Raw genomic sequence first — 21711 nt, forward strand, 5'->3', positions numbered from 1 at the left:
GCGCCCCTCCTCCTCTCCCATGTCCGACGCTTCGACCTCCCCCATTCCCACCCCTGCCACCGACGACAACCAGCTCATCGCCGAACGGCGCGAAAAGCTGAAGGCGCTGCGCGCCGCGCAGGCCGAAGGTAAAGGGGTCGCATTCCCGAACGACTTCAAGCCCGCCGATCGCGCAGCGGCGCTCGTTGCGGCGCATGGCGAAACGGACGCCGAGCTGCTCGAAGCCAATCCGATCGCGGTCAGTGTGGCGGGCCGGATGATGCTCAAGCGGGTGATGGGCAAGGCCAGCTTCGCGACCGTGCAGGACGCGACCGGCCGCATCCAGCTCTACATCACGCGCGACGCCGTCGGCGAGGAGGCCTACGCCGAATTCAAGCACTGGGATCTGGGCGACATCGTCGGCGCCGAAGGCTCGGCCTTCAAGACCCGCACCGGCGAGCTCTCGGTCAAGGTCACGAAGCTGCGCCTTTTGACGAAAAGCCTGCGCCCGCTGCCGGACAAGTTCCACGGCATGGCCGACCAGGAGCAGAAGTACCGCCAGCGCTATGTCGACCTGATCACCGACGAGTCGGCACGCGAGCGCTTTGCGGCACGCAGCCGCGCAGTGAGCGCGCTGCGCGAATTCATGGTGGCCAACGACTTCCTCGAGGTCGAGACGCCGATGCTGCACCCGATCCCGGGCGGCGCCAACGCCAAGCCTTTCAAGACGCATCACAACGCGCTCGACCAGGAGATGTTCCTGCGCATCGCGCCCGAGCTCTACCTGAAGCGGCTGATCGTCGGCGGCTTCGAGCGCGTGTTCGAGATCAACCGGAGCTACCGCAACGAGGGCATCTCGGTGCGGCACAACCCCGAGTTCACGATGATGGAGTTCTACGCGGCCTACTGGAACTACCGCGACCTGATGGACTTCACCGAAACGCTGATCCGCACGATCGCGCAGAAGACCATGGGCAAGCTCGAGCTCGAGTACCAGGGCAAGCCGGTCGACCTGAGCCAGCCCTTCGAGCGGCTCACCATCCGCGAGGCGATCCACAAGCACACCGATGCCGGCGCGAACGCCGACGACGCCGCCTGGCTCGTCAACGCGCTGCGCAAGTTCGGCCTCACCGAAGAAAAGGACAAGCTCTCGCAGCGCAGCCTGGCGAGCCTGCAGGTGATGTACTTCGAGGAGACCGTGGAAGAGAAGCTCTGGCAGCCGACCTTCATCATGGAGCACCCGACCGAGATCTCGCCGCTGGCGCGCGCCAACGACGAGCGCCCCGAGGTGACGGAGCGCTTCGAGCTCTACATCACGGGCCGCGAATTCGGCAACGGCTTCAGCGAGCTCAACGACGCCGAAGACCAGGCCGCGCGCTTCAATGCGCAGGTCACGGCCAAGGACAGCGGCGATGACGAGGCGATGTTCTACGACCACGACTTCGTCCGCGCGCTGGAATACGGCATGCCGCCCACCGGCGGCTGCGGCATCGGCATCGATCGCCTGATGATGCTCTTGACCGATTCGCCGAGCATTCGCGACGTGATCCTGTTTCCTGCCTTGCGCCGGGAATCTTGAAGACGCCCGCGCCCGCCATCGGCATCGACTTCGGCACCTCCAATTCCGCGGTCGCCTGCGTGGCGGGAAGCGGGCTTGCCCGCATGCTGCCGCTGGAAGGAGCGGCGACGACGATCCCTACGGCCGTCTTCTTCAACACCGAAGACCGCAGCACGCATTTCGGGCGCGAAGCGATTTCGCACTACCTCGCGGGCACCGAAGGCCGGCTGATGCGTTCGCTCAAGAGCCTGCTCGGCAGCTCGCTGATGCAGGACCAGACCGAGATCGACAACCAGCGGGTCAGTTTCGAGGACATCATCGCCCTCTTCCTGTCAGAGCTCGCGGCGCGCGCCCAGCGGCAGCTCGGCGTCGAGCCTGCACGGGTCGTGATCGGTCGGCCGGTGCATTTCGTCGACGACGATGCGGAGCGCGACCGCGAGGCCGAGGCTACGCTGCGCCGGGCTGCGCAGAGCGCCGGGCTGGGCGAAGTCGGCTTTCAGTACGAACCCATCGCGGCCGCTTTCGATTACGAGCGGCGCGTCACCCGCGAATCGCTGGTGCTGATCGTGGACCTCGGCGGCGGCACCTCCGACTTCACGGTCGTTCGCCTCGGCCCCGAACGCATGGCGAAGGCAGACCGTTCCCGCGACGTGCTCGCCACCACGGGCGTGCACATCGGCGGCACCGATTTCGACCAGCGGCTCAGCGTCGAATGCGTGATGCCGCATTTCGGTTTCCGGCACATCGGCCCGCAAGGCCGCGAAGTGCCGAGCAGGACCTTCTTCGACCTCTCGTCCTGGCACCTGATCAACTGGCTCTATGCGCCGAAGGCGGTCCGGCAGGTTCAAGAATTGCGCGTCAACTACCTCGATACGCGGCTGCACGACCGGCTCATGGGCGTGCTCGTGGACCGGCAAGGGCATCGCGTCGCCAGCGAGGTGGAAGGAGCCAAGATTCGAACGTCCGCCACCAACGAGGATGTCGTCATCGATCTGTCCTTCGCCGAGGCGGACCTGCGCGCCGCCCTCACGGCGAACGACATGGCCGGGCACCTCGCCGCGCTGCTCGACAGCGTGGTTTCCTGCGCGCGCGAATGCTTGCGGCTCAGCGGCACAACGGGGGGCATGCTCGACGCCATCTATCTGACGGGCGGCTCATCGGCGCTGAGCCCGTTCCAGAGTGCGCTGCGCCGCGCGTTCCCGGGCACGAAGATCATCGAAGGCGATCTGTTCGGCGGCGTGGCTGCCGGCCTGGCCTACGCCGCTGCATGAAATACCTTTCCGCCTACCCCGCGGACCTGCGCGCCCAGGTCGAGCATCTCATGGCACAGGGCAGGCTCGGCGACCTGCTGCTGAAGCGCTACGGCGGCGTGCACGATATCCGCACCGACCGCGCGCTCTACGACTACGTGAGCGGCCTCAAGAACGAGTTTCTGCGCAATGCCGAACCGCTGTCCAAGGTGGCCTTCGACAACAAGCTGCACGTGATCCGCAACGCGCTCGGCACCCACACGACCATCTCGCGCGTGCAGGGCAGCAAGCTCAAGGCAAAGCGCGAGATCCGGGTTGCGAGCCTGTTCAAGGAGGTGCCGATCGAATGGCTGCGCATGATCGTCGTGCACGAGTTGGCGCACCTGAAGGAGCGCGAACACGACAAGGCTTTCTATCAGCTCTGCGCTCACATGGAGCCGGACTATCACCAGCTCGAGTTCGACCTGCGCCTCTATCTGACGCACCTCGAAAGCGGTGGCCAGCGGCTCTGGTCGCCCGAAGTCTAGGTACGCGGAAGCATCGCCATGGCACGCCGATAGGCTGGCGCCTGCATGAGCGCGTCCCAATCGAGCGCCGGCGCACGCGGCAGCAGGCTGCGCCGACGCGTCTCGCTGGCGGCATCCGGCGCCCAACGGCCGCTGCGCCGGGCAGCGGCGAAGCCATCGAGCACTTCGTCGAGCACTGTGCCCGCGCCCACGCTCTGGTTGCACAGCAGCGCGAGGTCGCAGCCGGCCTCGAGCGCAGCGAGCGCCGCATCGGCGTAGCTTAGCAGTTCGCCCTCGATGCGACGTGCCGCCTCCATGCTGAGGTCGTCGCTGAACACGGCGCCGTCGAAACCCAGCTTGGCGCGCAGGATCTGCTGCAGCCACTTCGACGAAAAACCTGCGGGCCGGGCATCGACCTTGGGGTAGATCACGTGCGCCGGCATCACCGCCGAGAGCGTGCCGCCGAGCCAGTCGTAGGGCCGAACATCGTCCGCGAGGATGGCCTTGAGGCTGCGCGGGTCCACGGGAATCGCGACATGCGAGTCGGCCTTGACGAAACCATGGCCGGGAAAATGCTTGCCGCAGTTGGCCATGCCCGCTTGCAAAAGCCCATGCGCCAGGCTTTGCGCGAGCAATGCGACGACGCGCGGATCGCGATGGAAGCTGCGATCGCCGATCACGCTGCTTTCGCCGTAATCCAGATCGAGCACGGGCGTGAAGCTGAAGTCGACGCCGCAGGCGCGGAGCTCGGCCGCAAGCACATGGCCGCAGGCGACCGCAACCTGCGCCGCGCGCAAGGGCTCGCTCATCCACAGCTCGCCCAGCATGCGCATGGACGGAAGCCGCGTGAAGCCGTCGCTGCGAAAACGCTGCACGCGGCCGCCCTCGTGATCGACGCAAATGAGGATGTCGGGCCGGAGTGCCTTGATCTCGGCATTGAGCGCGCTCATCTGCGCGCGGTCCTGCCAGTTGCGGGCGAAATGGATCACGCCGCCAACCAGCGGATCTGCCAGACGACGGCGATCGGCAGCGTTCAATTCAGTGCCCGCGACGTCGATGATCAACGGGGCATGCGATGTGTTCTTGTCTGTCATTCCTTGCGTTCGACCACGACGAAGCTCGCCGCGTAGTCGGTCTCGTCGGTCACGGTCACGTGCGCCGTCAGATGCTCGGCCTCGAACCACTCCTTCAGCACGCCGTGGAGCACGATCACGGGCTTGCCGCTGCGCTGGTTCGCGATCTCGCACAGCCGCCAGCTCATCGGCATGCGCATGCCCTTGCCGATCGCCTTGCTGAAGGCTTCCTTGGCGGAGAAGCGTGTGGCCAGGTAGCGCAGGCCGCGCTTGGGCCAGCGGGCGCTGCGTGCGCGCCAGACCTCGAGCTCGGCGTCGCTCAGCACGCGCTGCGCGAATCGCTCGCCCTGGCGCTCGAAGGTCGCCTCGATGCGGCGGATGTCGCAGATGTCGGTGCCGATGCCGTAGATCACAAGGCTTCTCGGATGCAGCGTAAGTAGTCTTTGGCGGCGGCGGCGTAGCCGAGCTCCAGGGCGTCGGAGACGAAGGCATGACCAATCGAGACCTCGCGCACGTTGGGCACCGCCCGCAGGAATTCCGTGAGGTTGTCCCGGCTCAGGTCGTGACCGGCGTTGACTTCGAGGCCGGCCGCCTGTGCGGCGCGCGCCGCCTGCACGTAGAGCTGCAGTACGGCATCCGCTCTGGAAGTGCCGCGCGAGGAGGCATAGCCTTCGGTGTAGAGCTCGATGCGGTCTGCGCCGGCTGCCTTGGCGGCGGCCATCATGTCGGGATCCGGATCCATGAACAGGCTCACACGAACGCCCAGTGCCTTGGTTTCGGCGATCAGTGGGCGCAGGCGCTCGGCATCGTAAGGAAAATTCCAGCCGTGGTCGCTGGTCGGCTGGGTTTCGCTGTCGGGCACGAAGGTGGCCTGGTGCGGGCGCAGCTCGCGCACGAAATCCATCAGGTTGTGGAAAGGGTTGCCCTCGATGTTGAACTCGGCCTGCGGCCAGTCCTTGGCCAGCAGCCCCGACAGGTCATGCACATCCCGCGGGCGGATGTGGCGTTCGTCGGGCCTGGGGTGCACCGTGATGCCGTGCGCGCCGGCGTCCAGGCACAGCGCTGCAGCGAAGAGCACGCTCGGGATGCCGAGGGGCCGCGTGTTGCGCACCAGCGCAACCTTGTTGAGATTGATCGACAGGGAAGTGCTCATAGGGCTTGCAAGTCTCTCATCATCTGGCGCGTGCGCAGCATGCTCACGCCGCAATGGTAGTTGAGCAGCGTGCGCAGCTGGTTGCGCAAGGCGCTGTTGGTGCCGCCGTTCATCAGGGCAACCAGGCGCAGCGTGGCGGACGGCGCCCGGTCCCCGAGCGAACGCTCCAGAGCCTGCCATTCGGCGCCGCTCAGCCCGGCTTCATCGTCGGCAGCCTGGCGCAGGCCCGCTTCGGGCACCAAGGTGTAGCGCGCGTCCGCCTCCAGCGGCGCCAGCGTGAGGGTCTGGGCATCGAGCGCCGGCAGCAGCCCGACCTCCCGCAGCAGCAGCAGCTCGAAGGCGCGCAGCGCCGCCGCCTGCGTGGCGGCCTGGGCGTGCGCATGCTCGCCCGCCAGCACCTGCACCACGCCGGCATAGGCGTCGAACAGCGCCTCGTGCGCGTCGTCCCGCGCCAGCAGGCGCAGCAGGAGCTCGTTGAGGTAGTAGCCCGACAGCAGGGCCTCGCCGGTCGGCATCACGTGGCCGCCCATCCACTCGGCGGCCTTGAGCGTGCGGATCTCGGCGTCGCCGCCGTAGGAAAGCTGCAGAGGCTGCAGCGGCAGCAGCACCGGGCGAAAGTTGGAACTGGGCCTCTTGGCGCCTTTCGCCACCAGCGCGATGCGGCCGTGATGGCGGGTGAAGACCTCGAGGATCAGGCTGGACTCGCTCCAGTCGTAGCGGTGGAGCACGTAGGCCGGCTCGTGCGAAATGCGGTGCGCGGCGGCCATGTCAGCCTCTCACGCCGGCCAACGGATGGCTCACTCGTAACCGAAGGAGCGCACGCGAGCCTCGTCGTCCGCCCACCCCGAACGTACCTTGACCCAGAGTTCGAGAAACACCTTGGCATCCGCCAGCTTCTCGAGTTCCTGACGCGTTTCGGTGCCGATGCGCTTGATGCGTTCGCCCTTGTCGCCGATCACCATCGCCTTGTGGCCGTCGCGTTCGACGACTATCGTGGCGGCGATCCGCAGCAGGCGCTTCTGGCCCTTGCGCGCGGGTGGCTCTTCCTCGAACTTGTCGATGACGACGGTCGAGGTATAGGGCAGCTCGTCGCCGGTGAGGCGAAACAGCTTCTCGCGCACCAGCTCGCTGGCGAGGAAGCGCTCGCTGCGATCAGTGAGCTCGTCTTCCGCGTACCACCAGGCCTGCTCGGGCAAGTACTTTTCGCAAATGCCGAACAGGCGCTCGATGTCCTTCGGATTCTTGGCCGACATCGGGACGAACTCGGCGAAGGCATGCTTCTGCTGCATCGTCTGCAGCCAGGGCGCGATGTCGCCCCGGCGGTGGACGTTGTCGAGCTTGTTGGCGATCAGCACCGTCGGGATGCCGGCACCGAGCAGCTTGAGCACGCGCTCATCGGCCGGCGTGAAACTGCCGGCCTCGACCACGAACAGGATCAGGTCCACGTCCGACACGGCGCCCACCACGGTCTTGTTGAGGGACCGGTTGAGCGCGTTCGCGTGCAGCGTCTGGAATCCCGGCGTATCGACGAAGACGAACTGCGTCGCGCCCAGCGTGCGCATGCCGGTGATGCGGTGGCGCGTGGTCTGCGCCTTGCGCGAGGTGATGCTGATCTTCTGGCCGACCAGGGCATTGAGCAGGGTCGACTTGCCGACATTGGGCTTGCCGACGATGGCCACCAGGCCGCAGCGCTGCGAAGGATTCGGCCCCGCAGCGTCCTCGCCCTCTGCGGGAGGGATGGTGATGGAATCGATGGGGTCGTTCATGAGGGTGCCTTTGCCGCGCTGCGCGCCTTGAGCCGGATCAATATGGCCGCCGCGGCGGCCTGCTCACCGGCGCGGCGCGAGCCGCCGATGCCGCGTTCGCTGAGACCCAGATCGGGGACTGCGCATTCGACATCGAAAGTCTGCTTGTGCGCCGCGCCCAGCGTGCCGACCACGCGATAGACCGGCAGCTTCATTTTGTGACCCTGCAGCCATTCCTGCAATTCGGTCTTCGGATCCTTGGCCACCGCCTCCATGCGCGGCGTGATCGCCACCGATTCGTAGAGCCGGCGCACCAGCGCCTGCGCCGGGCCATAGCCGGCGTCGAGGTAGACAGCGCCGATCAGGGCCTCGAGTGCGTCGGCCAGGATCGAGGGACGGTTCGGGCCGCCCGAGCGCGCCTCGCCCTCGCCGAGCCGCAGCAGGGGCGACAGCGCGAGCTTGAGCGCCAGTTGGTGCAGCGTCTCCTGCTTGACCAGGTTGGCCCGCACGCGGGAGAGATCGCCTTCGGGCAATTCCGCCAGGCGCTCATAGAGAAGGTGGGCGACGGCGAGGTTCAGCACCGAATCGCCCAGGAACTCGAGCCGCTCGTTGTGGTCGGCCGAAAAACTGCGATGCGTCAGCGCAAGCTGGAGCAGCCGCGCGTCCGAGAACGAATGCTGGAGGCGCGCCTGCAGCGCGGCAAGACCACCTTCGTTCACAGTGCGGTCGACGCCGGGCCGGCGTGGGCGTGGGGGCGTTTCATCCTAGCGGGACTGGCCCTTGTATTTCAGCAGCAGGAAGGCCGGGCCAAACAGATGAATCTCGCGCTCGTAGGAATAAGACACCACGACCTTGTCGCCGACCTTCTGAACGTCGAGGTCCTTGCCGGTGACCGATTTGAAGTCGTCGATGGCCTGCGCCCGATCGAAGATGGCGCGGACTTCGGGCACCGTCGTGCCTTCCTTGGCCTTGTTGGCAGCCTTGTCGATCGCCTGGTATTCGATCAGGGTCGGAATCACCTGGGCCGCAACCACGCCCAGACAGGCCAGCACGCCCGCGACGAACAGCAGCCCGATGAACGAGATGCCGCGCTGGCCCCGTTTGGATTGACTTCTTGCTCTCATGCCCTCTATCCCTCGAATGAAAAGCTCGATTATTGGAATCCGCCGATGCGCTTGAGATTGCCGAAATTCATCCAGACGAAGAAGGCCTTGCCCACGATGTTCTTGTCCGGAACGAAACCCCAATAGCGCGAGTCGAGCGAATTGTCGCGGTTGTCGCCCATCATGAAATACTGGCCCGCGGGCACCTTGCACACCACGCCCTCGACACTGTAGCGGCAATTTTCCTGATCCGGGAACGCCATGATCTCGACCTCCGAGAGTCCCGCGCGGCGCGTATCGTCGTTGAGCAGCCGGTGCTCCTTGCCGCCCAGCTTCTCGGAATACTGCTTGAGGTAGCGCATCGCCTCCTCGTCGAAATAGTCGGGCACCGGCTGCTTGTCGACCGGCTGGCCATTGATGGTGAGCTTCTTGTTGAGATAGGCCACCTCGTCGCCGGGCACGCCGATCACGCGCTTGATGTAGTCCATGCTCGGCTTGGGCGGGTAGCGGAACACCATCACGTCGCCGCGCGCCGGCGGCGTGCCGTCGGTCATCTTGGTGTTGATGACCGGCAGCCGCAGGCCGTAGGTGAACTTGTTCACCAGGATCAGGTCGCCGGTGAGCAGGGTCGGCATCATCGAGCCCGAAGGAATCTTGAAGGGTTCGAACAGGAAGGAACGCAGCAGGAACACGGCCAGGATCACCGGGAACAGCCCCGCGGTCCAGTCCAGCCACCACGGCTGCATGACCAGACGCTCGCGCGCCTTGGGGTCCACGGTGTCGACCTGCGTGATGCCCTGGCGAGCCAGCTCTTCGCCGCGCTGGGCCAGCGATGCATCCAGCGCATCGGCCGCCTGCCGGCGCTTCGGCAGGAAATAGAAGCGCTCCGCCAGCCAGTAGAGACCGGTGACGACGGTGGCCAAGAACAGCAGCAGCGCGAAATTGCCTTCGACCGCGCCGAAATACCAGGCGCCGATATAGCCGACGAAGGCAGCGAGAATCAGGGAAGTGAGGAATGCCATTCTTCTTAGTCTTCGACTTGCAGGATGGCGAGGAAGGCCTCTTGCGGGACCTCGACCGAGCCGATCTGCTTCATTCTTTTTTTGCCCGCCTTCTGCTTCTCGAGCAGCTTCTTCTTGCGGGTGATGTCGCCGCCGTAGCACTTGGCAAGCACGTTCTTGCGCAGCGCCTTGATTGTCTCACGCGCGATGATGTTGGCCCCGATGGCGGCCTGGATCGCGACGTCGAACATCTGCCGGCTGATGATCTCGCGCATCTTGGCGACGACCGCCCGGCCGCGGTACTGGCTCTGGCTGCGGTGCACGATGATCGACAGCGCATCGACCTTCTCGCCGTTGAGCAGGATGTCGACCTTCACGACATCCGAGGCGCGGTATTCCTTGAACTCGTAGTCCATCGACGCATAGCCCCGGCTGACCGACTTCAGCTTGTCGAAGAAGTCCAGCACGATCTCGCCGAGCGGCATCTCGTAGGTCAGCATGACCTGCCGGCCGTGGTAGGCCATGTTCATCTGCACGCCGCGCTTCTGGTTGGCCAGCGTCATCACGGCGCCGACATACTCCTGCGGCATGTAGAGGTGCACCGTGACGATCGGCTCGCGGATTTCCGACATCTTGCCGACGTCGGGCATCTTGGACGGGTTCTCGACCATGATCACTTCGCCGTCGTTCTTCATGACCTGGTAGACCACGCTGGGCGCGGTCGTGATCAGGTCCTGGTCGAACTCGCGCTCCAGGCGCTCCTGCACGATCTCCATGTGCAGCAGGCCGAGAAAGCCGCAGCGGAAGCCGAAGCCGAGCGCCTGGGACACTTCCGGCTCGTAATGCAGCGATGAATCGTTGAGCTTGAGCTTCTCCAGCGCATCGCGCAGCGAGTCGTACTCGCTCGCCTCGGTCGGGTAGAGGCCGGCGAACACCTGAGGCTGGATCTCCTTGAAGCCGGGCAAGGCCTCGGTCGCCGTGGCGGCCGCGCCGCCCGTCCCGGACTTGATCAGCGTGACCGTGTCGCCCACCTTCGCGGCCTGCAGTTCCTTGATGCCGGCGATGATGAAGCCCACCTCGCCGGCTTCGAGCGACTGGCGAACTTCGGTCGCCGGGGTGAATACGCCGAGGTTGTCGGCGTTGTAGGTCGCGCCCGACGCCATCATCTTGATGCGCTCGCCCTTCGCGAGGCGGCCGTCGACCACGCGCACCAGCATCACCACGCCCACGTAGGCGTCGAACCAGCTGTCGACGATCATCGCCCGCAATGCGGCGTCGGGGTTGCCTCGCGGCGCCGGCACCTTGGCCACGATGGCCTCGAGAATCTCGTCGATGCCCATGCCGGTCTTCGCCGAGCACGGGATCGCATCGGTTGCGTCGATGCCGATCACGTCTTCGATTTCGGATTTCGCGTTGTCAGGATCGGCTTGCGGCAGATCCATCTTGTTGAGTACCGGTACCACCTCGACACCGAGATCGAGCGCGGTGTAGCAGTTCGCGACCGTTTGCGCTTCGACGCCTTGGCTCGCGTCGACGACGAGCAGTGCGCCTTCGCATGCCGAGAGCGATCGGCTCACTTCATAAGAGAAGTCGACATGGCCCGGCGTGTCGATCAGATTGAGGTTGTAGACCTGCCCGTCGCGTGCCTTGTAGTGCAGCGCGGCGGTCTGCGCCTTGATGGTTATCCCACGCTCCTTCTCGATGTCCATCGAGTCGAGCACTTGCGCCTCCATCTCGCGCTCAGCGAGCCCGCCGCAGCGCTGGATCAAGCGGTCCGCGAGCGTCGACTTGCCATGATCGATGTGCGCAATGATCGAAAAATTTCTGATGTGATTCATCAACGGGAACGCTTAAGTACTTGAATTGGCTCGTGCGCAGAAGGCGACAGGCAAGAAAAAAGGGCGCGTCCACAAGAGACGCGCCCTGAACCAACAAGCAATGGCAACTGCAGTAGTTGGAACTTCATTGTAGGCAAAAAGGGGGGCGCGTACAGTCGGGCCAGAGCCCGGGAACGGTCGTTGCAGGTCAGCAACATGGAAGTTATAAACAACTTATCAACAGGATCGGTGGAGCGATTACTTAACAACTTGTGGGCGATCTGTGGAGCATCGGTGGACGGCCGGGAGGAATCTCGCATCGTGAAGAAGCCTCTTCGGCTTATGCGCCGACCTCTGGCCGATGGGGTCCTATTCTACTGAAAATCATCATTAGCCTCACACCAAGTTAGTAAGTGCAAACTAATTTTGATGCCTCAAGGCGCCAAAAATTTTTTGCTGTGACGGTTGCCAGAATGCGAAAACGGTCGAAAAAAAGCCCCAAACCCGACTGCCGGGTGGGGCCACTTGACGCGAGGCGCCAGATCAGCGTGAGGGTCGAATCAACGCATATTGCGCCCAGTCCCCCCGTCGGAAAAGCACGCTGACCGGCTTGGTCTTGTCTGCCTTCACCAGTACAGATTCGAACTCCTTGGCGTTGGCCACCTCTGTGTTGTTGATGGCCAGCACGATATCTCCCTCGCGCAGGCCGGCACGCGTGGCCGCGTCGGTGGCAGAGTCGATCTTCACGCCGCCCTTGAGCTTGAGTTCCTTCTTCTGCGCCTCGGTGAGGTCGCTGACCGCGAGACCCATGGACTTGGCGGCGGCAGATGCCTGCGGCTTGGCTGCAGGCTCCTCTTTCTCGGCCGCCCGCTTGGCGGGCTTGTCGGGCTCGATCTCGGCGATCGTCACGGCCAGATCGCGCGAGCTTCCGCGACGGAACACGGTGAGCGAACTCTTGGTGCCGGGCTTTGTGTTGCCGACGAGGCGCGGCAGGTCGCTGGGCTTCTCGATGGTCTTGCCGTCGAACTTGGTGATGATGTCGCCCGGCTCGATGCCGGCCTTCTCGCCCGGCGAGCCGGCCTCGACCCCGCGCACCAAGGCGCCTTGCGCCTTCCCGAGGCCGATGGATTCCGCCACGTCCTTCGTGACCTGGTCGATCTGCACACCGATGCGTCCGCGCGAGACGCGGCCGTTCGCGCGCAGTTGATCGCTCACCCGGATCGCTTCGTCGATCGGAATCGAGAACGAGATGCCCATGAAGCCGCCCGAGCGCGAATAGATCTGGCTGTTGATGCCGACCACTTCACCGCGCATGTTGATCAGCGGCCCACCGGAGTTGCCAGGGTTGATGGCAACGTCCGTCTGGATGAAAGGCAAATAGTCGCCGGTGTCGCGCTGCTTGGCGCTCACGATGCCCGCCGTCACGGTGTTCTCGAGGCCGAAGGGCGAACCGATGGCCATCACCCATTCGCCGACGCGCAACCTGGAGATGTCGCCGACCTTGACCGCCGGCAGGCCGGTCGCTTCGATCTTCACGACCGCGACGTCGGTGCGCTTATCCGCGCCGATCAGCCTGGCCTTGAATTCGCGCTTGTCGACAAGCGTCACCAGCACCTCGGATGCGCCATCGACGACATGCGCGTTGGTCATGACGAAGCCGTCGGTCGTGAGGATGAAACCGGAACCCACGCCACGCGGGCGCTCCTCGTCCTGAGGCTGCTGAGGCCGGTTCGGACGCGGCCCCTGGCGTGGGATGTTCGGCATCGGCTGACCGAAGAAGCGGCGGAAGAATTCCTGCATCTCCTCGTCCATCTCGGCGTTGCCGCTGCGCTGCGCCACCTTTTCGACGGTCCGGATATTGACCACCGAAGGCCCGACCTGATCGACCAGATCGGTGAAATCCGGGAGGACACGGGCGGCTTGCGCATGCGCGGGCGCGACGGGCAGCAGCGCAGCGCCGGAGGCCAGCGCGAGCGCGCCGGCCATCAGGAATGAACGGATTTTGTTCTTCTCGAACTTGAACATCATCGGTTTCCTTCGTTTGAGAGACCTGTAAACAACGATCAATATGGCGACTCAACGCGCGCGAACAAGACTTTGCGCAAACGCATCGAGCGTTTGCGGCGGCACTTCGCCGACGGCAGTCAGCCACCAGTCGCCATCCTTGCCCGGCAGGCGTCGCGTCAGCGTATAGGTAGCGCCGAGTGCGAGCAGGACTTCCCGCGGCTGGCGTTGCGCGTCGTACGGCTCGACGAACAGCGAGACCGACGCAAGGCCGTCGGAAAACGTCCACTGCATCGTGTGCCCCTGCGCACCGCTGCCTGCCCCCCCCGTGGGGCGCCGATAGCAACTGACCGGCTTGAAACCGGCGACGGGCGCGCGCAGCGACCAACCTTCTTTCGCGGCCGTGGTGCGCTCGAGCTCGTATTTCTCGACGCGATAACCTGCTGTGCTGCCCATCATCTGTGCAAGGGCTTGCGCTTTGACCGGCGCGTCGAGCTGAAGTTCGGAAAATGCGGATTGCTCGATCACGCGGCTGTCGCCGTCGATGGTCTGCAGCTTCACCACCAGGCCCGATCGGCGCTCGCTCCAGACGCGGTAGCCGAAACGAAGGCCGTCGCGCGGCTCCAACTGCACCACGTCGGCGTCGAAGCCGGCGACACGGTCTTTGCCCAGTACGCGCGCGCCGTAGAAGTCGCCGATGGAAGAGTCGGGGGTGCCGAGGAGGTTCGGAAACAGCTCGAGGTTTTCGCGTTTCTCGCTCTTCACAACCTTTGTCTCGGGCAAAAAGGTCATTACATGGTCGTTGCGCCTGAAGGTCGAGCGTGGCGGTCCGGACAAGGCCTCGATGCGCTCCATCTGGAGGTCGCCCTCGCAGACATGCCAGATGCGGGCGCTCGACAAACTGCCCGTAGGCGCCGATACGACGAAAGTTCCGACGTAGGAACGCTGCCGCGAAGCGGCATGCATACGCTGCAACCACTCGACCACGCCCAGTGTCGGCGTCTCGCCGCCGGCCGGGCTGATCGAACTCTTCACTGACGGCGAGGGCGTCCGGTTCTGAGCCGGCACGGCCTGCGCCACGCACAGCGCGGCAACGAGAACCACGGCACCACGCGCGGAAATCGGCATCGGAACGGTCATTGCAAAGGCTGCGGAGGCGCGATCAACGCGATGGCCCATCGAAGGTGGCGTTGCGCAGGAAGCCGGAAGGCATCTGCGAGGCGCCGCCCGCCTGCTGGTGCGCTTCGAGCAACTGATCCAGCCGCGGATCACGCAGCATGACCTGCGGATTGCCATTTCCGACGATGACCCGCATCGGCGCGAGGTTGGAAGGTGTCTGCTGTGAAGGATTCGACGCAGCGAGCACCGAACTCGAGCTCTGCTGCTGCGCCAGCTGTGCGGCGGCCGGCTGAGCACCGGTGCTCCCGACCCAGTTCCAGCCGATGGCCGCCGCAGCCGCCAGCGACGCCGCGCCGGCCACGAGCTTCCATCGGAACACCGGTTCGTTGGCGGCTTCGACATGGTGCACAACGGCCTTTGCCGCCTCGGGCGCCAGCGTCGGCGCGGACGGTTCGGCCGCCAGCCGCTGCTGGAGCCGCGACAGGAACACCGAGGTATCGCTGCAGGCGGAGTGCACGCCCGAACGCAGCACTTCCCCGACCAGATGATAGGTATGCCAGGTCGCACGCAGATCGTCGTCCGTGCAGACCTTCTCGATCACCTGTGCGAACTCGTCGTCCCGCAGATGGCCATCGGCCAACGCGGAAACCTGCTCGTGGACTGTGCTTGTGTGCTTCATTTCATTCACCTGCTTACCAGCGCTTGCCGGACTGGTTGTCCAGCAGCGGCTTGACTCTTGCCGAAATAGCTTCGCGGGCCCGGAAAATCCGCGAGCGTACGGTCCCGATCGGGCAATTCATCACCTCGGCGATCTCTTCGTAGCTCATGCCTTCGATCTCGCGCAGGGTCACCGCCTGCCGCAGCTCGGCCGGCAGCGCTTCCATTGCAGCTTCGACGGCGGCCGCGATTTCGTTGGCGGCCATGACGGATTCGGGCGTCTCGTCGCTGATTGGTTCGTTTCCGGGCCGGTAAGTTTCATCCTCGTCCTCAGAAGACGAACGCAATGCGCTCTCGGAAACGGTCGGATCGCGTTTCATGTCCACCAGGGCCTTCTTGGCGGTATTGACGGCGATGCGGTAGAGCCAGGTGTAAAACTGAGCCTCGCCCCTGAACTGGTGCAAGGCGCGGTAGGCGCGGATAAAGGTCTCCTGCGCGATGTCCTCGATCAGGTTCACGTCGCGCACCATGCGGCCGATGAGGCGCTCGATCCGGCGCTGGTACTTGATGACGAGCAGTTCGAAAGCCTTCTGGTCGCCTGCGACCGTACGCTGAACCAGCTGAAAGTCGACCTCCCCGGGCCTCACCTCTGCGGGGGGCGCATCGGTCAAGCCGGTGTCGGGCGGCACGGGCGGTGGAGAGGCTGTCATGAAAGAGGATGATGCGCGCCGGATGCCGACGGTAGCCGGGAGGCGGCAACCGGGCTTGCCAGCGGGGCGCGCGAATATACCGCACGCCGCAGATCCTGCCAGCGCTCCGGCCGGGCGCTCCGGTCCAGCCAGACCCAGCGCCGCGCACGACGCGCATCAGTGAGGCAAACGAGCAGCGAAGATTGAAAATCCAGGGCGGCCTTCACCCTCGCCGCTCGCAACCCGGCAGGGCCCGCAAGCGACCAATGCCGGCCGTCGAAACTCAGCTCCGCGGATGCGGTGCATCGCAGCGCGCTCCGCCATGCCGCAGCGCCGACCCCGACAACGCTGAGCGCCAGCAATCCGATTCGCCAATCTGCGCCGTCGAACCGATAGCACGCTGCGGCCACGCAGCACGCGCCGCAGGTCCAGATGATCGAGAGCAGCCGATCAGCGCTGCGCGAACGCCCCACCGGATAGCTCACCGATGGGGCGCTGTGCATGGGTCAAGGAAAATCAAGCGCGCCTGAACACCAGCGTGCCGTTGGTGCCGCCGAAACCGAAGTTGTTTTTGACCGCGACATCGATCTTGAGATCACGCGCCTCATTGGCGCAGTAATCGAGATCGCACTCCGGATCTTGATTGAACATGTTGATCGTCGGCGGGCTTTTCTGGTGGTGCACCGCCAGGACGGTGAACACCGATTCGATGCCGCCGGCACCGCCGAGCAGGTGGCCGGTCATCGACTTGGTCGAATTCACTACCAGTTTCTTGGCGTGGTCGCCAAAAGCGTTCTTGATCGCATTGGTCTCGTTGATATCGCCGATCTGGGTCGACGTACCATGCGCGTTGAGGTATTGCACCTGGTCGGCGTTGACGCCGGCATTCTTCAAGGCCATATCCATCGAGCGGCGAGGCCCATCGACATCGGGCGCGGTCATGTGAAACGCGTCGGCGCTCATGCCGAAGCCGGACACTTCGGCGTAGATCTTGGCGCCGCGCGCCTTGGCGTGCTCGTATTCCTCGAGCACCAGTACGCCCGCACCCTCACCGAGCACAAAGCCGTCGCGGTCGCGATCCCAGGGGCGGGAAGCGGTGGCCGGGTCGTCGTTGCGGGTGGACAGTGCGCGCGCCGCAGCGAAGCCTCCGATGCCGAGCGGCGACACCGTCGATTCCGAGCCGCCCGCAATCATCACATCGGCATCGCCGTACTCGATCATCCGAGCCGACGTACCGATCGCATGCAAACCGGTCGTGCAGGCAGTGACGATCGCGATGTTCGGGCCCTTGAAGCCATACTTGATGGACACATGGCCGGAGATCATGTTGATGATCGATGCCGGCACGAAGAACGGAGACACGCGGCGCGGGCCGCGGTTGGTCAGTTCACCGTGCGTGGCCTCGATCATGGGGAGCCCCCCGATCCCTGAGCCGATGTTGCAGCCTATACGAACGGCTTCTTCATAGCTGAGGGCCTCTCCGGTCGGCAAGCCGCTGTCCTGCACCGCCTGGATCGCGGCAGCGAGCCCGAGGTGAATGAAGCGATCCATGTGGCGCGCTTCCTTCTCGGGGATGTATTGCGTGATGTCGAAGCCTTTGACCTCGCCTGCAAATTTGCAGGCAAAGGCGCTCACATCGAACTTGGTGATGGTGTCGACGCCCGACTTCCCGGCCAGCAGATTGGCCCAGGACTCGGCGACGGTGTTTCCGACAGGGGCAATGCAACCGAGCCCAGTGACGACGACGCGGCGTTTGGTCATGCCGGCAAACCTTTCTGGAAGCACTGAGGCCGTTGTGCGGCGCTTGCAGGCTGGGAAGCCGCGGGCCGGAACGGAAACTCAGTGTGGCCGATATCAGGCCTTTTGATTCTTGGTGGCGTAGTCGACGGCGTTCTGAACAGTCGTGATCTTCTCGGCGTCTTCGTCCGGGATCTCGATGCCGAATTCGTCTTCGAGTGCCATCACCAGTTCGACCGTGTCGAGCGAGTCAGCGCCGAGGTCTGCCACGAAAGCCTTTTCATTGGTGACCTGGGACTCTTCAACGCCGAGTTGTTCGGCAATGATTTTCTTGACACGTGCTTCGATATCGCTCATTTGGTTCCCTCTGGGGTTGTAGGTAATCAGTGGATTTTAGCCGGCCGCATTGTGGCATCCGCCCCAACGCCGTACGACAAAAGAATTGCGCCCTGCACTTACATATGCATGCCGCCGTTGACGTGCAGTTCCTGGCCCGTCACATACGCGGCCTGGGGCGAGGCCAGGTAGGCGACGGCATGCGCGATGTCGGCCGGCTTGCCAAGATGACCGAGCGGGATTTGCGACAGCAGCGCTTGCTGCTGGGCCTCGGGCAGGCTGGCGGTCATGTCGGTTTCGATGAATCCCGGCGCCACGCAGTTGACCGTGATGTTGCGGCTTCCGAGTTCGCGTGCCAGCGCGCGCGTCATGCCCGCCACGCCGGCCTTGGCGGCAGCATAGTTGGCTTGGCCGGCGTTGCCGGAGGCACCGACGACGCTCGTGATGCTGACGATCCGTCCGTAGCGCTGCTTCATCATGGGGCGAATCACCGCACGGGAAAGACGGAATACGGCCTTGAGGTTGGTGTCGAGCACCGCATCCCAATCCTCGTCCTTGAGGCGCATGGCGAGCATGTCGCGGGTGATGCCGGCGTTGTTGACCAGCACATGGATCGCGCCGTAGGTCTTGACGATCTCGTCGACCAGCGCTTCGACCGACGGCCCGTCGTTGACGTCGAGTGCGCAACCTCGTCCACCATGGGCAGCGAGCGCGGCCGTGATCCTGTTCGCGCCTTCTTCGGTGGTGCCGGTCCCGACGACCGTGAGACCGCGCTGCGCCAGTTCGAGCGCGATTGCGGCACCGATCCCGCGCGAAGCGCCGGTGACCAGCGCGACCTGGCCTTCGAATTTTGGAATGCTCATAAGAGGATGATGTCGGAGCCCGGCGTTCAGCCGCCGAGCAGTTGTCTTGTTTCCGCCAGCGTCGCCGGGTCATACACCGAGGCCGCGGCAAGTTCGGGCGCAATGCGTTTGGTCATGCCGGCCAGCACCCTGCCGGGACCGCATTCGACGACGACTTCCACGCCACGCGCCGTCAGGGCGTGCACACCCTCGACCCAGCGCACCGGTCCTGCTGCCTGACGCACCAACGCGTCGCGGATCCGTGCCGGGTCGGTTTCGACCGCGACGTCGATATTGTTGAGGACGGGAATCTGCGGCGCAGCCAGGCTGAGGGATGCCAGCCGTTCCCGCAGCGCTTCGGCGGCCGGCTTCATCAGGCTCGAATGGAAAGGCGCCGATACCGGCAACGGCAGTGCCCGCTTGGCGCCCTGGGCCTTGAGCACTTCACAAGCCTTGTCGACCGCGGCCTTGCTGCCTGCGATCACGGTTTGCATCGGATCGTTGAAGTTCACCGCTTCGACGATTTCGGCGCTGCCGGCGCCGAACGAGGCCGTCACTTCGGCACAACCTGCTATCACCTTGCCGGCAGCCATGCCGAGGACCGCCGCCATGGCGCCCGCCCCCACGGGCACGGCCTGCTGCATCGCCTGCGCGCGGAAACGCACCAGTGGTGCCGCCTGCGCGAGCGTCAGGACGCCGGACGCGACCAAGGCGGAATATTCGCCCAGCGAATGGCCGGCAACGATTGAAGGCTTGGCGCCGCCTTCCGCCACCCAGGCCCGCCAAGCCGCGATGCCGGCGACCAGCATCACGGGCTGTGTATTCGTCGTGAGCGCCAGCGCCTCCTTGGGGCCCTCGTGAATCAAGCGCGAAACGTCTTCATCCAAGGCATCGGATGCTTCCTGCAACGTCTCGGCCACGGCCGGATGGTCGCCCCATGCGTCGAGCATGCCGACCGCCTGCGAGCCCTGGCCGGGAAATACGAAAGCGAAGGATTTCATTGTTTTGCGTCTCCAATCGCGCACTGAAGGCGCTGCATTACATGGTCAACAGTACAGCGCCCCAGGTAAAGCCGCCGCCCACGCCTTCCAGCATCACCGTATCGCCCTTCTTGACCTTGCCTGCGCGCACCGCCTCGTCCAATGCCAAGGGGATGGAGGCCGCGGAGGTGTTGCCATGCTCGTTGACCGTCACGATCAGCTTCTCGAGCGGCAGCTTCAGCTTCCGCGCGGTGCCTTCCATGATGCGGATGTTGGCCTGATGGGGAATCAGCCAGTCGATGTCGGCTTCGGTCTTGCCCGCCTTCTGCAAGGTCGCGCGTGCGGCCTCTTCCAGCACGCGTACGGCGAGCTTGAAAACGGCCTGCCCATCCATGTGAAGCAGCGGCGTGCCAAGCACGCTGCCGCCCGAGACGTGCCCCGGGACGCAGAGGATGCCCACGTGCTTGCCATCGGCATGCAGGTCGCTGGCAAGAATCCCGGGCTCATCGCTGGCCTCGAGCACCACGGCACCGGCGCCGTCGCCGAACAGGACGCAGGTGGTGCGATCGTTGAAATCGAGGATGCGCGAAAAAACCTCGGCGCCGACGACCAATGCGCACTTGGCGCTTCCGGTGCGGATCATGGCGTCGGCCACCGTCAGCGCATAGACGAAGCCGCTGCACACCGCCTGTACGTCGAACGCAGGACAGCCGGCGATGCCCAGTTTGTTCTGAAGAATGGCTGCCGATGACGGGAACACCATGTCGGGCGTCGAGGTCGCGACGATGATCAGGTCGACGTCGCCGGGACTGCGGCCTGCCGCTTCCAACGCATTCCTCGCGGCTTCCAGCCCCAGTTCGCTGCTCGTGACTTCCGGCCCGGCAAAGTGCCGAGCGCGAATGCCGGTGCGCTCGATGATCCATTGATCAGAGGTCTCGATGCCACGCGTGGCCAAGTCGCGGGCGAGGTCGTCGTTGGTCACTCGGCGTGGCGGCAGGTAGCTGCCGGTGCCGGTGATGCGGGAAAAAGGAGTCATCAAACGTGGAGCGCCGCCGTGTCGACCGGCGCCGCCGGTTCTTGTCGCGCGAGGAGTGGCGCGGCGTGGGCGATGCGGGCCCGCACGCGATCGAGCAGGTTGTTGCGAGCGGCATCATAAGCGCGATCGAGCGCATGACCGAAGGCCACTTCGTCAGCCGAGCCATGGCTCTTGAAAACGAGCCCCCTCAGGCCAAGCAAGGCCGCACCGTTGTACCGCCGATGATCCAAGCGGCGTTTGAGCGCTTTTAGAACCGGATATGAGACGATGGCAGCAAACTTACTGAAAATGCCATTCGAATATTCGATGCGCAAGAAGTCCACAATCATCGAAGCCACCCCTTCGGTCGCCTTCAATGTGACGTTGCCCACGAAACCGTCACAGACGACGATATCGGTCGTCCCCTTGAAGATGTCATTGCCCTCAACGTTGCCGTAGAAATTCAGATCCTGGGAATTGGCCGCTTTTCGAAGAAGTTGGCTTGCTTTTTTGATCGTTTCGCTGCCTTTGATCGCCTCTTCTCCGACATTGAGAAGTCCGACGGACGGCGATTCATTACCGGTCAGGGCTGAGACAAGGGCGGAACCCAGCACGGCGAACTGCAATAGATCTTCGGCATCGCAATCCACGTTGGCGCCGAGGTCGAGGACGGTGGTCGCCCCACCTTTGCTATTGGGAAGCTGAGGAGCGATTGCAGGCCTGTCGATGCCGTCCAGCGTCTTGAGCAAGTAACGAGCGATCGCCATCAAGGCGCCGGTGTTGCCGGCAGAAATCGCGGCCTGCGCCGCGCCGTCCTTCACTTGCTGGATCGCGACGCGCATCGACGAGTCTTTTTTCTTGCGCAGCGCGATCTCGATCGGGTCGTCCATTCCGACCACCTCGCTGGCGGGAATGACTCGGGCACGCGGATGGGAGAAGCCGGCCAGGGCTACCGGGGCACCGATCAGCAGCAACGACGCTTCGGCGTGGCGGTCGAGAAATGCGCGGCAGGCCGCAAGCGTGACCCGCGGGCCGTGGTCGCCTCCCATGCAATCGACGGCCAGCGTGATTGCGGAGGGGGCAGGAGCGAATTCGGAAGGCGTGACCATCAAAACAAAGGCCCGACGCTACAACAAAAGTAGCTTCG

Annotated in this window: 23 protein-coding genes; 3 read left to right on the top strand and 20 right to left on the bottom strand. The window is 64.5% G+C overall.

Annotated features, from left to right (window positions below):
* Positions 1-19: 19 nt before the first annotated feature.
* Genes lysS through AC3A6B_RS17280 form a run of 3 tightly spaced genes read left to right on the top strand, consistent with a single transcriptional unit; the run spans position 20 to position 3314 of the window.
* Positions 20-1558, top strand: a complete 1539-nt coding sequence (lysS, locus tag AC3A6B_RS17270; RefSeq protein WP_487837896.1) for a lysine--tRNA ligase — start codon at positions 20-22, stop codon at positions 1556-1558.
* Complete coding sequence (locus AC3A6B_RS17275; protein ID WP_487837956.1) at positions 1552-2808, top strand: Hsp70 family protein; 1257 nt, start codon at positions 1552-1554, stop codon at positions 2806-2808. Before lysS ends, AC3A6B_RS17275 begins: the two co-directional genes overlap by 7 nt.
* A complete protein-coding gene (locus tag AC3A6B_RS17280) occupies positions 2805-3314 on the top strand; it encodes a M48 metallopeptidase family protein (protein ID WP_487837897.1) in 510 nt (169 codons plus the stop codon). Before AC3A6B_RS17275 ends, AC3A6B_RS17280 begins: the two co-directional genes overlap by 4 nt.
* Here AC3A6B_RS17280 and nagZ read toward each other — a convergent pair.
* The 20 genes from nagZ to plsX all read right to left on the bottom strand — a co-directional run bounded on the left by nagZ (position 3311) and on the right by plsX (position 21673).
* The gene (gene nagZ, locus AC3A6B_RS17285) at positions 3311-4387 is read right to left on the bottom strand and encodes a beta-N-acetylhexosaminidase (RefSeq protein WP_487837898.1); all 1077 of its coding nucleotides are present in this window, start codon (positions 4385-4387) and stop codon (positions 3311-3313) included. The genes AC3A6B_RS17280 and nagZ overlap by 4 nt on opposite strands.
* Positions 4384-4779 carry a holo-ACP synthase gene (gene acpS / locus AC3A6B_RS17290; RefSeq protein ID WP_487837899.1) on the bottom strand — a complete coding sequence of 132 codons (396 nt, stop codon included), beginning with the start codon at positions 4777-4779 and terminating at the stop codon, positions 4384-4386. Before acpS ends, nagZ begins: the two co-directional genes overlap by 4 nt.
* On the bottom strand, positions 4776-5519 hold the full coding sequence (locus AC3A6B_RS17295) for a pyridoxine 5'-phosphate synthase (RefSeq protein ID WP_487837900.1): 744 nt from the start codon (positions 5517-5519) through the stop codon (positions 4776-4778). Before AC3A6B_RS17295 ends, acpS begins: the two co-directional genes overlap by 4 nt.
* Entirely contained in the window at positions 5516-6286 is a 771-nt protein-coding gene (gene recO / locus AC3A6B_RS17300) for a DNA repair protein RecO (RefSeq protein ID WP_487837901.1), read from the bottom strand. The genes AC3A6B_RS17295 and recO overlap by 4 nt, the downstream gene beginning before the upstream one ends.
* 30 nt (positions 6287-6316) lie before the next feature.
* Positions 6317-7285 (bottom strand): GTPase Era, encoded by a 969-nt coding sequence (gene era, locus AC3A6B_RS17305; RefSeq protein ID WP_487837902.1) that lies wholly within the window; start codon positions 7283-7285, stop codon positions 6317-6319.
* The gene (gene rnc / locus AC3A6B_RS17310; RefSeq protein WP_487837903.1) at positions 7282-7983 is read right to left on the bottom strand and encodes a ribonuclease III; all 702 of its coding nucleotides are present in this window, start codon (positions 7981-7983) and stop codon (positions 7282-7284) included. The genes era and rnc overlap by 4 nt, the downstream gene beginning before the upstream one ends.
* Positions 7984-8028: 45 nt before the next feature.
* Positions 8029-8388 (bottom strand): DUF4845 domain-containing protein, encoded by a 360-nt coding sequence (locus AC3A6B_RS17315; protein WP_093106579.1) that lies wholly within the window; start codon positions 8386-8388, stop codon positions 8029-8031.
* A gap of 29 nt (positions 8389-8417) precedes the next feature.
* Positions 8418-9389, bottom strand: a complete 972-nt coding sequence (gene lepB, locus AC3A6B_RS17320; RefSeq protein ID WP_487837904.1) for a signal peptidase I — start codon at positions 9387-9389, stop codon at positions 8418-8420.
* Between the two features lie 5 nt (positions 9390-9394).
* Positions 9395-11206 carry a translation elongation factor 4 gene (lepA, locus tag AC3A6B_RS17325; RefSeq protein WP_487837905.1) on the bottom strand — a complete coding sequence of 604 codons (1812 nt, stop codon included), beginning with the start codon at positions 11204-11206 and terminating at the stop codon, positions 9395-9397.
* A gap of 522 nt (positions 11207-11728) precedes the next feature.
* Positions 11729-13213, bottom strand: coding sequence for a DegQ family serine endoprotease (locus AC3A6B_RS17330; RefSeq protein WP_487837906.1), 1485 nt, complete (start codon positions 13211-13213; stop codon positions 11729-11731).
* Positions 13214-13261: 48 nt separating this feature from the next.
* Complete coding sequence (locus AC3A6B_RS17335) at positions 13262-14329, bottom strand: MucB/RseB C-terminal domain-containing protein (protein WP_487837907.1); 1068 nt, start codon at positions 14327-14329, stop codon at positions 13262-13264.
* Between the two features lie 22 nt (positions 14330-14351).
* The gene (locus AC3A6B_RS17340) at positions 14352-14987 is read right to left on the bottom strand and encodes a sigma-E factor negative regulatory protein (protein WP_487837908.1); all 636 of its coding nucleotides are present in this window, start codon (positions 14985-14987) and stop codon (positions 14352-14354) included.
* 13 nt (positions 14988-15000) lie between these two features.
* On the bottom strand, positions 15001-15675 hold the full coding sequence (rpoE, locus tag AC3A6B_RS17345; protein WP_436312731.1) for an RNA polymerase sigma factor RpoE: 675 nt from the start codon (positions 15673-15675) through the stop codon (positions 15001-15003).
* The gene (locus AC3A6B_RS17350; RefSeq protein ID WP_487837909.1) at positions 15672-16157 is read right to left on the bottom strand and encodes a hypothetical protein; all 486 of its coding nucleotides are present in this window, start codon (positions 16155-16157) and stop codon (positions 15672-15674) included. The genes rpoE and AC3A6B_RS17350 overlap by 4 nt, the downstream gene beginning before the upstream one ends.
* A gap of 13 nt (positions 16158-16170) precedes the next feature.
* Complete coding sequence (gene fabF / locus AC3A6B_RS17355) at positions 16171-17415, bottom strand: beta-ketoacyl-ACP synthase II (protein ID WP_487837910.1); 1245 nt, start codon at positions 17413-17415, stop codon at positions 16171-16173.
* A gap of 93 nt (positions 17416-17508) precedes the next feature.
* Entirely contained in the window at positions 17509-17748 is a 240-nt protein-coding gene (acpP, locus tag AC3A6B_RS17360; RefSeq protein WP_007830471.1) for an acyl carrier protein, read from the bottom strand.
* Between the two features lie 98 nt (positions 17749-17846).
* Positions 17847-18590 carry a 3-oxoacyl-ACP reductase FabG gene (fabG, locus tag AC3A6B_RS17365; RefSeq protein WP_487837911.1) on the bottom strand — a complete coding sequence of 248 codons (744 nt, stop codon included), beginning with the start codon at positions 18588-18590 and terminating at the stop codon, positions 17847-17849.
* A gap of 26 nt (positions 18591-18616) precedes the next feature.
* Positions 18617-19570 (bottom strand): ACP S-malonyltransferase, encoded by a 954-nt coding sequence (gene fabD, locus AC3A6B_RS17370; protein ID WP_487837912.1) that lies wholly within the window; start codon positions 19568-19570, stop codon positions 18617-18619.
* Positions 19571-19607: 37 nt separating this feature from the next.
* Positions 19608-20585, bottom strand: a complete 978-nt coding sequence (locus tag AC3A6B_RS17375) for a beta-ketoacyl-ACP synthase III (RefSeq protein ID WP_487837913.1) — start codon at positions 20583-20585, stop codon at positions 19608-19610.
* The gene (gene plsX, locus AC3A6B_RS17380) at positions 20585-21673 is read right to left on the bottom strand and encodes a phosphate acyltransferase PlsX (RefSeq protein ID WP_487837914.1); all 1089 of its coding nucleotides are present in this window, start codon (positions 21671-21673) and stop codon (positions 20585-20587) included. The genes AC3A6B_RS17375 and plsX overlap by 1 nt, the downstream gene beginning before the upstream one ends.
* Positions 21674-21711: the final 38 nt, after the last annotated feature.

The organism is Variovorax sp. Soil_C_33 (assembly GCF_057656935.1).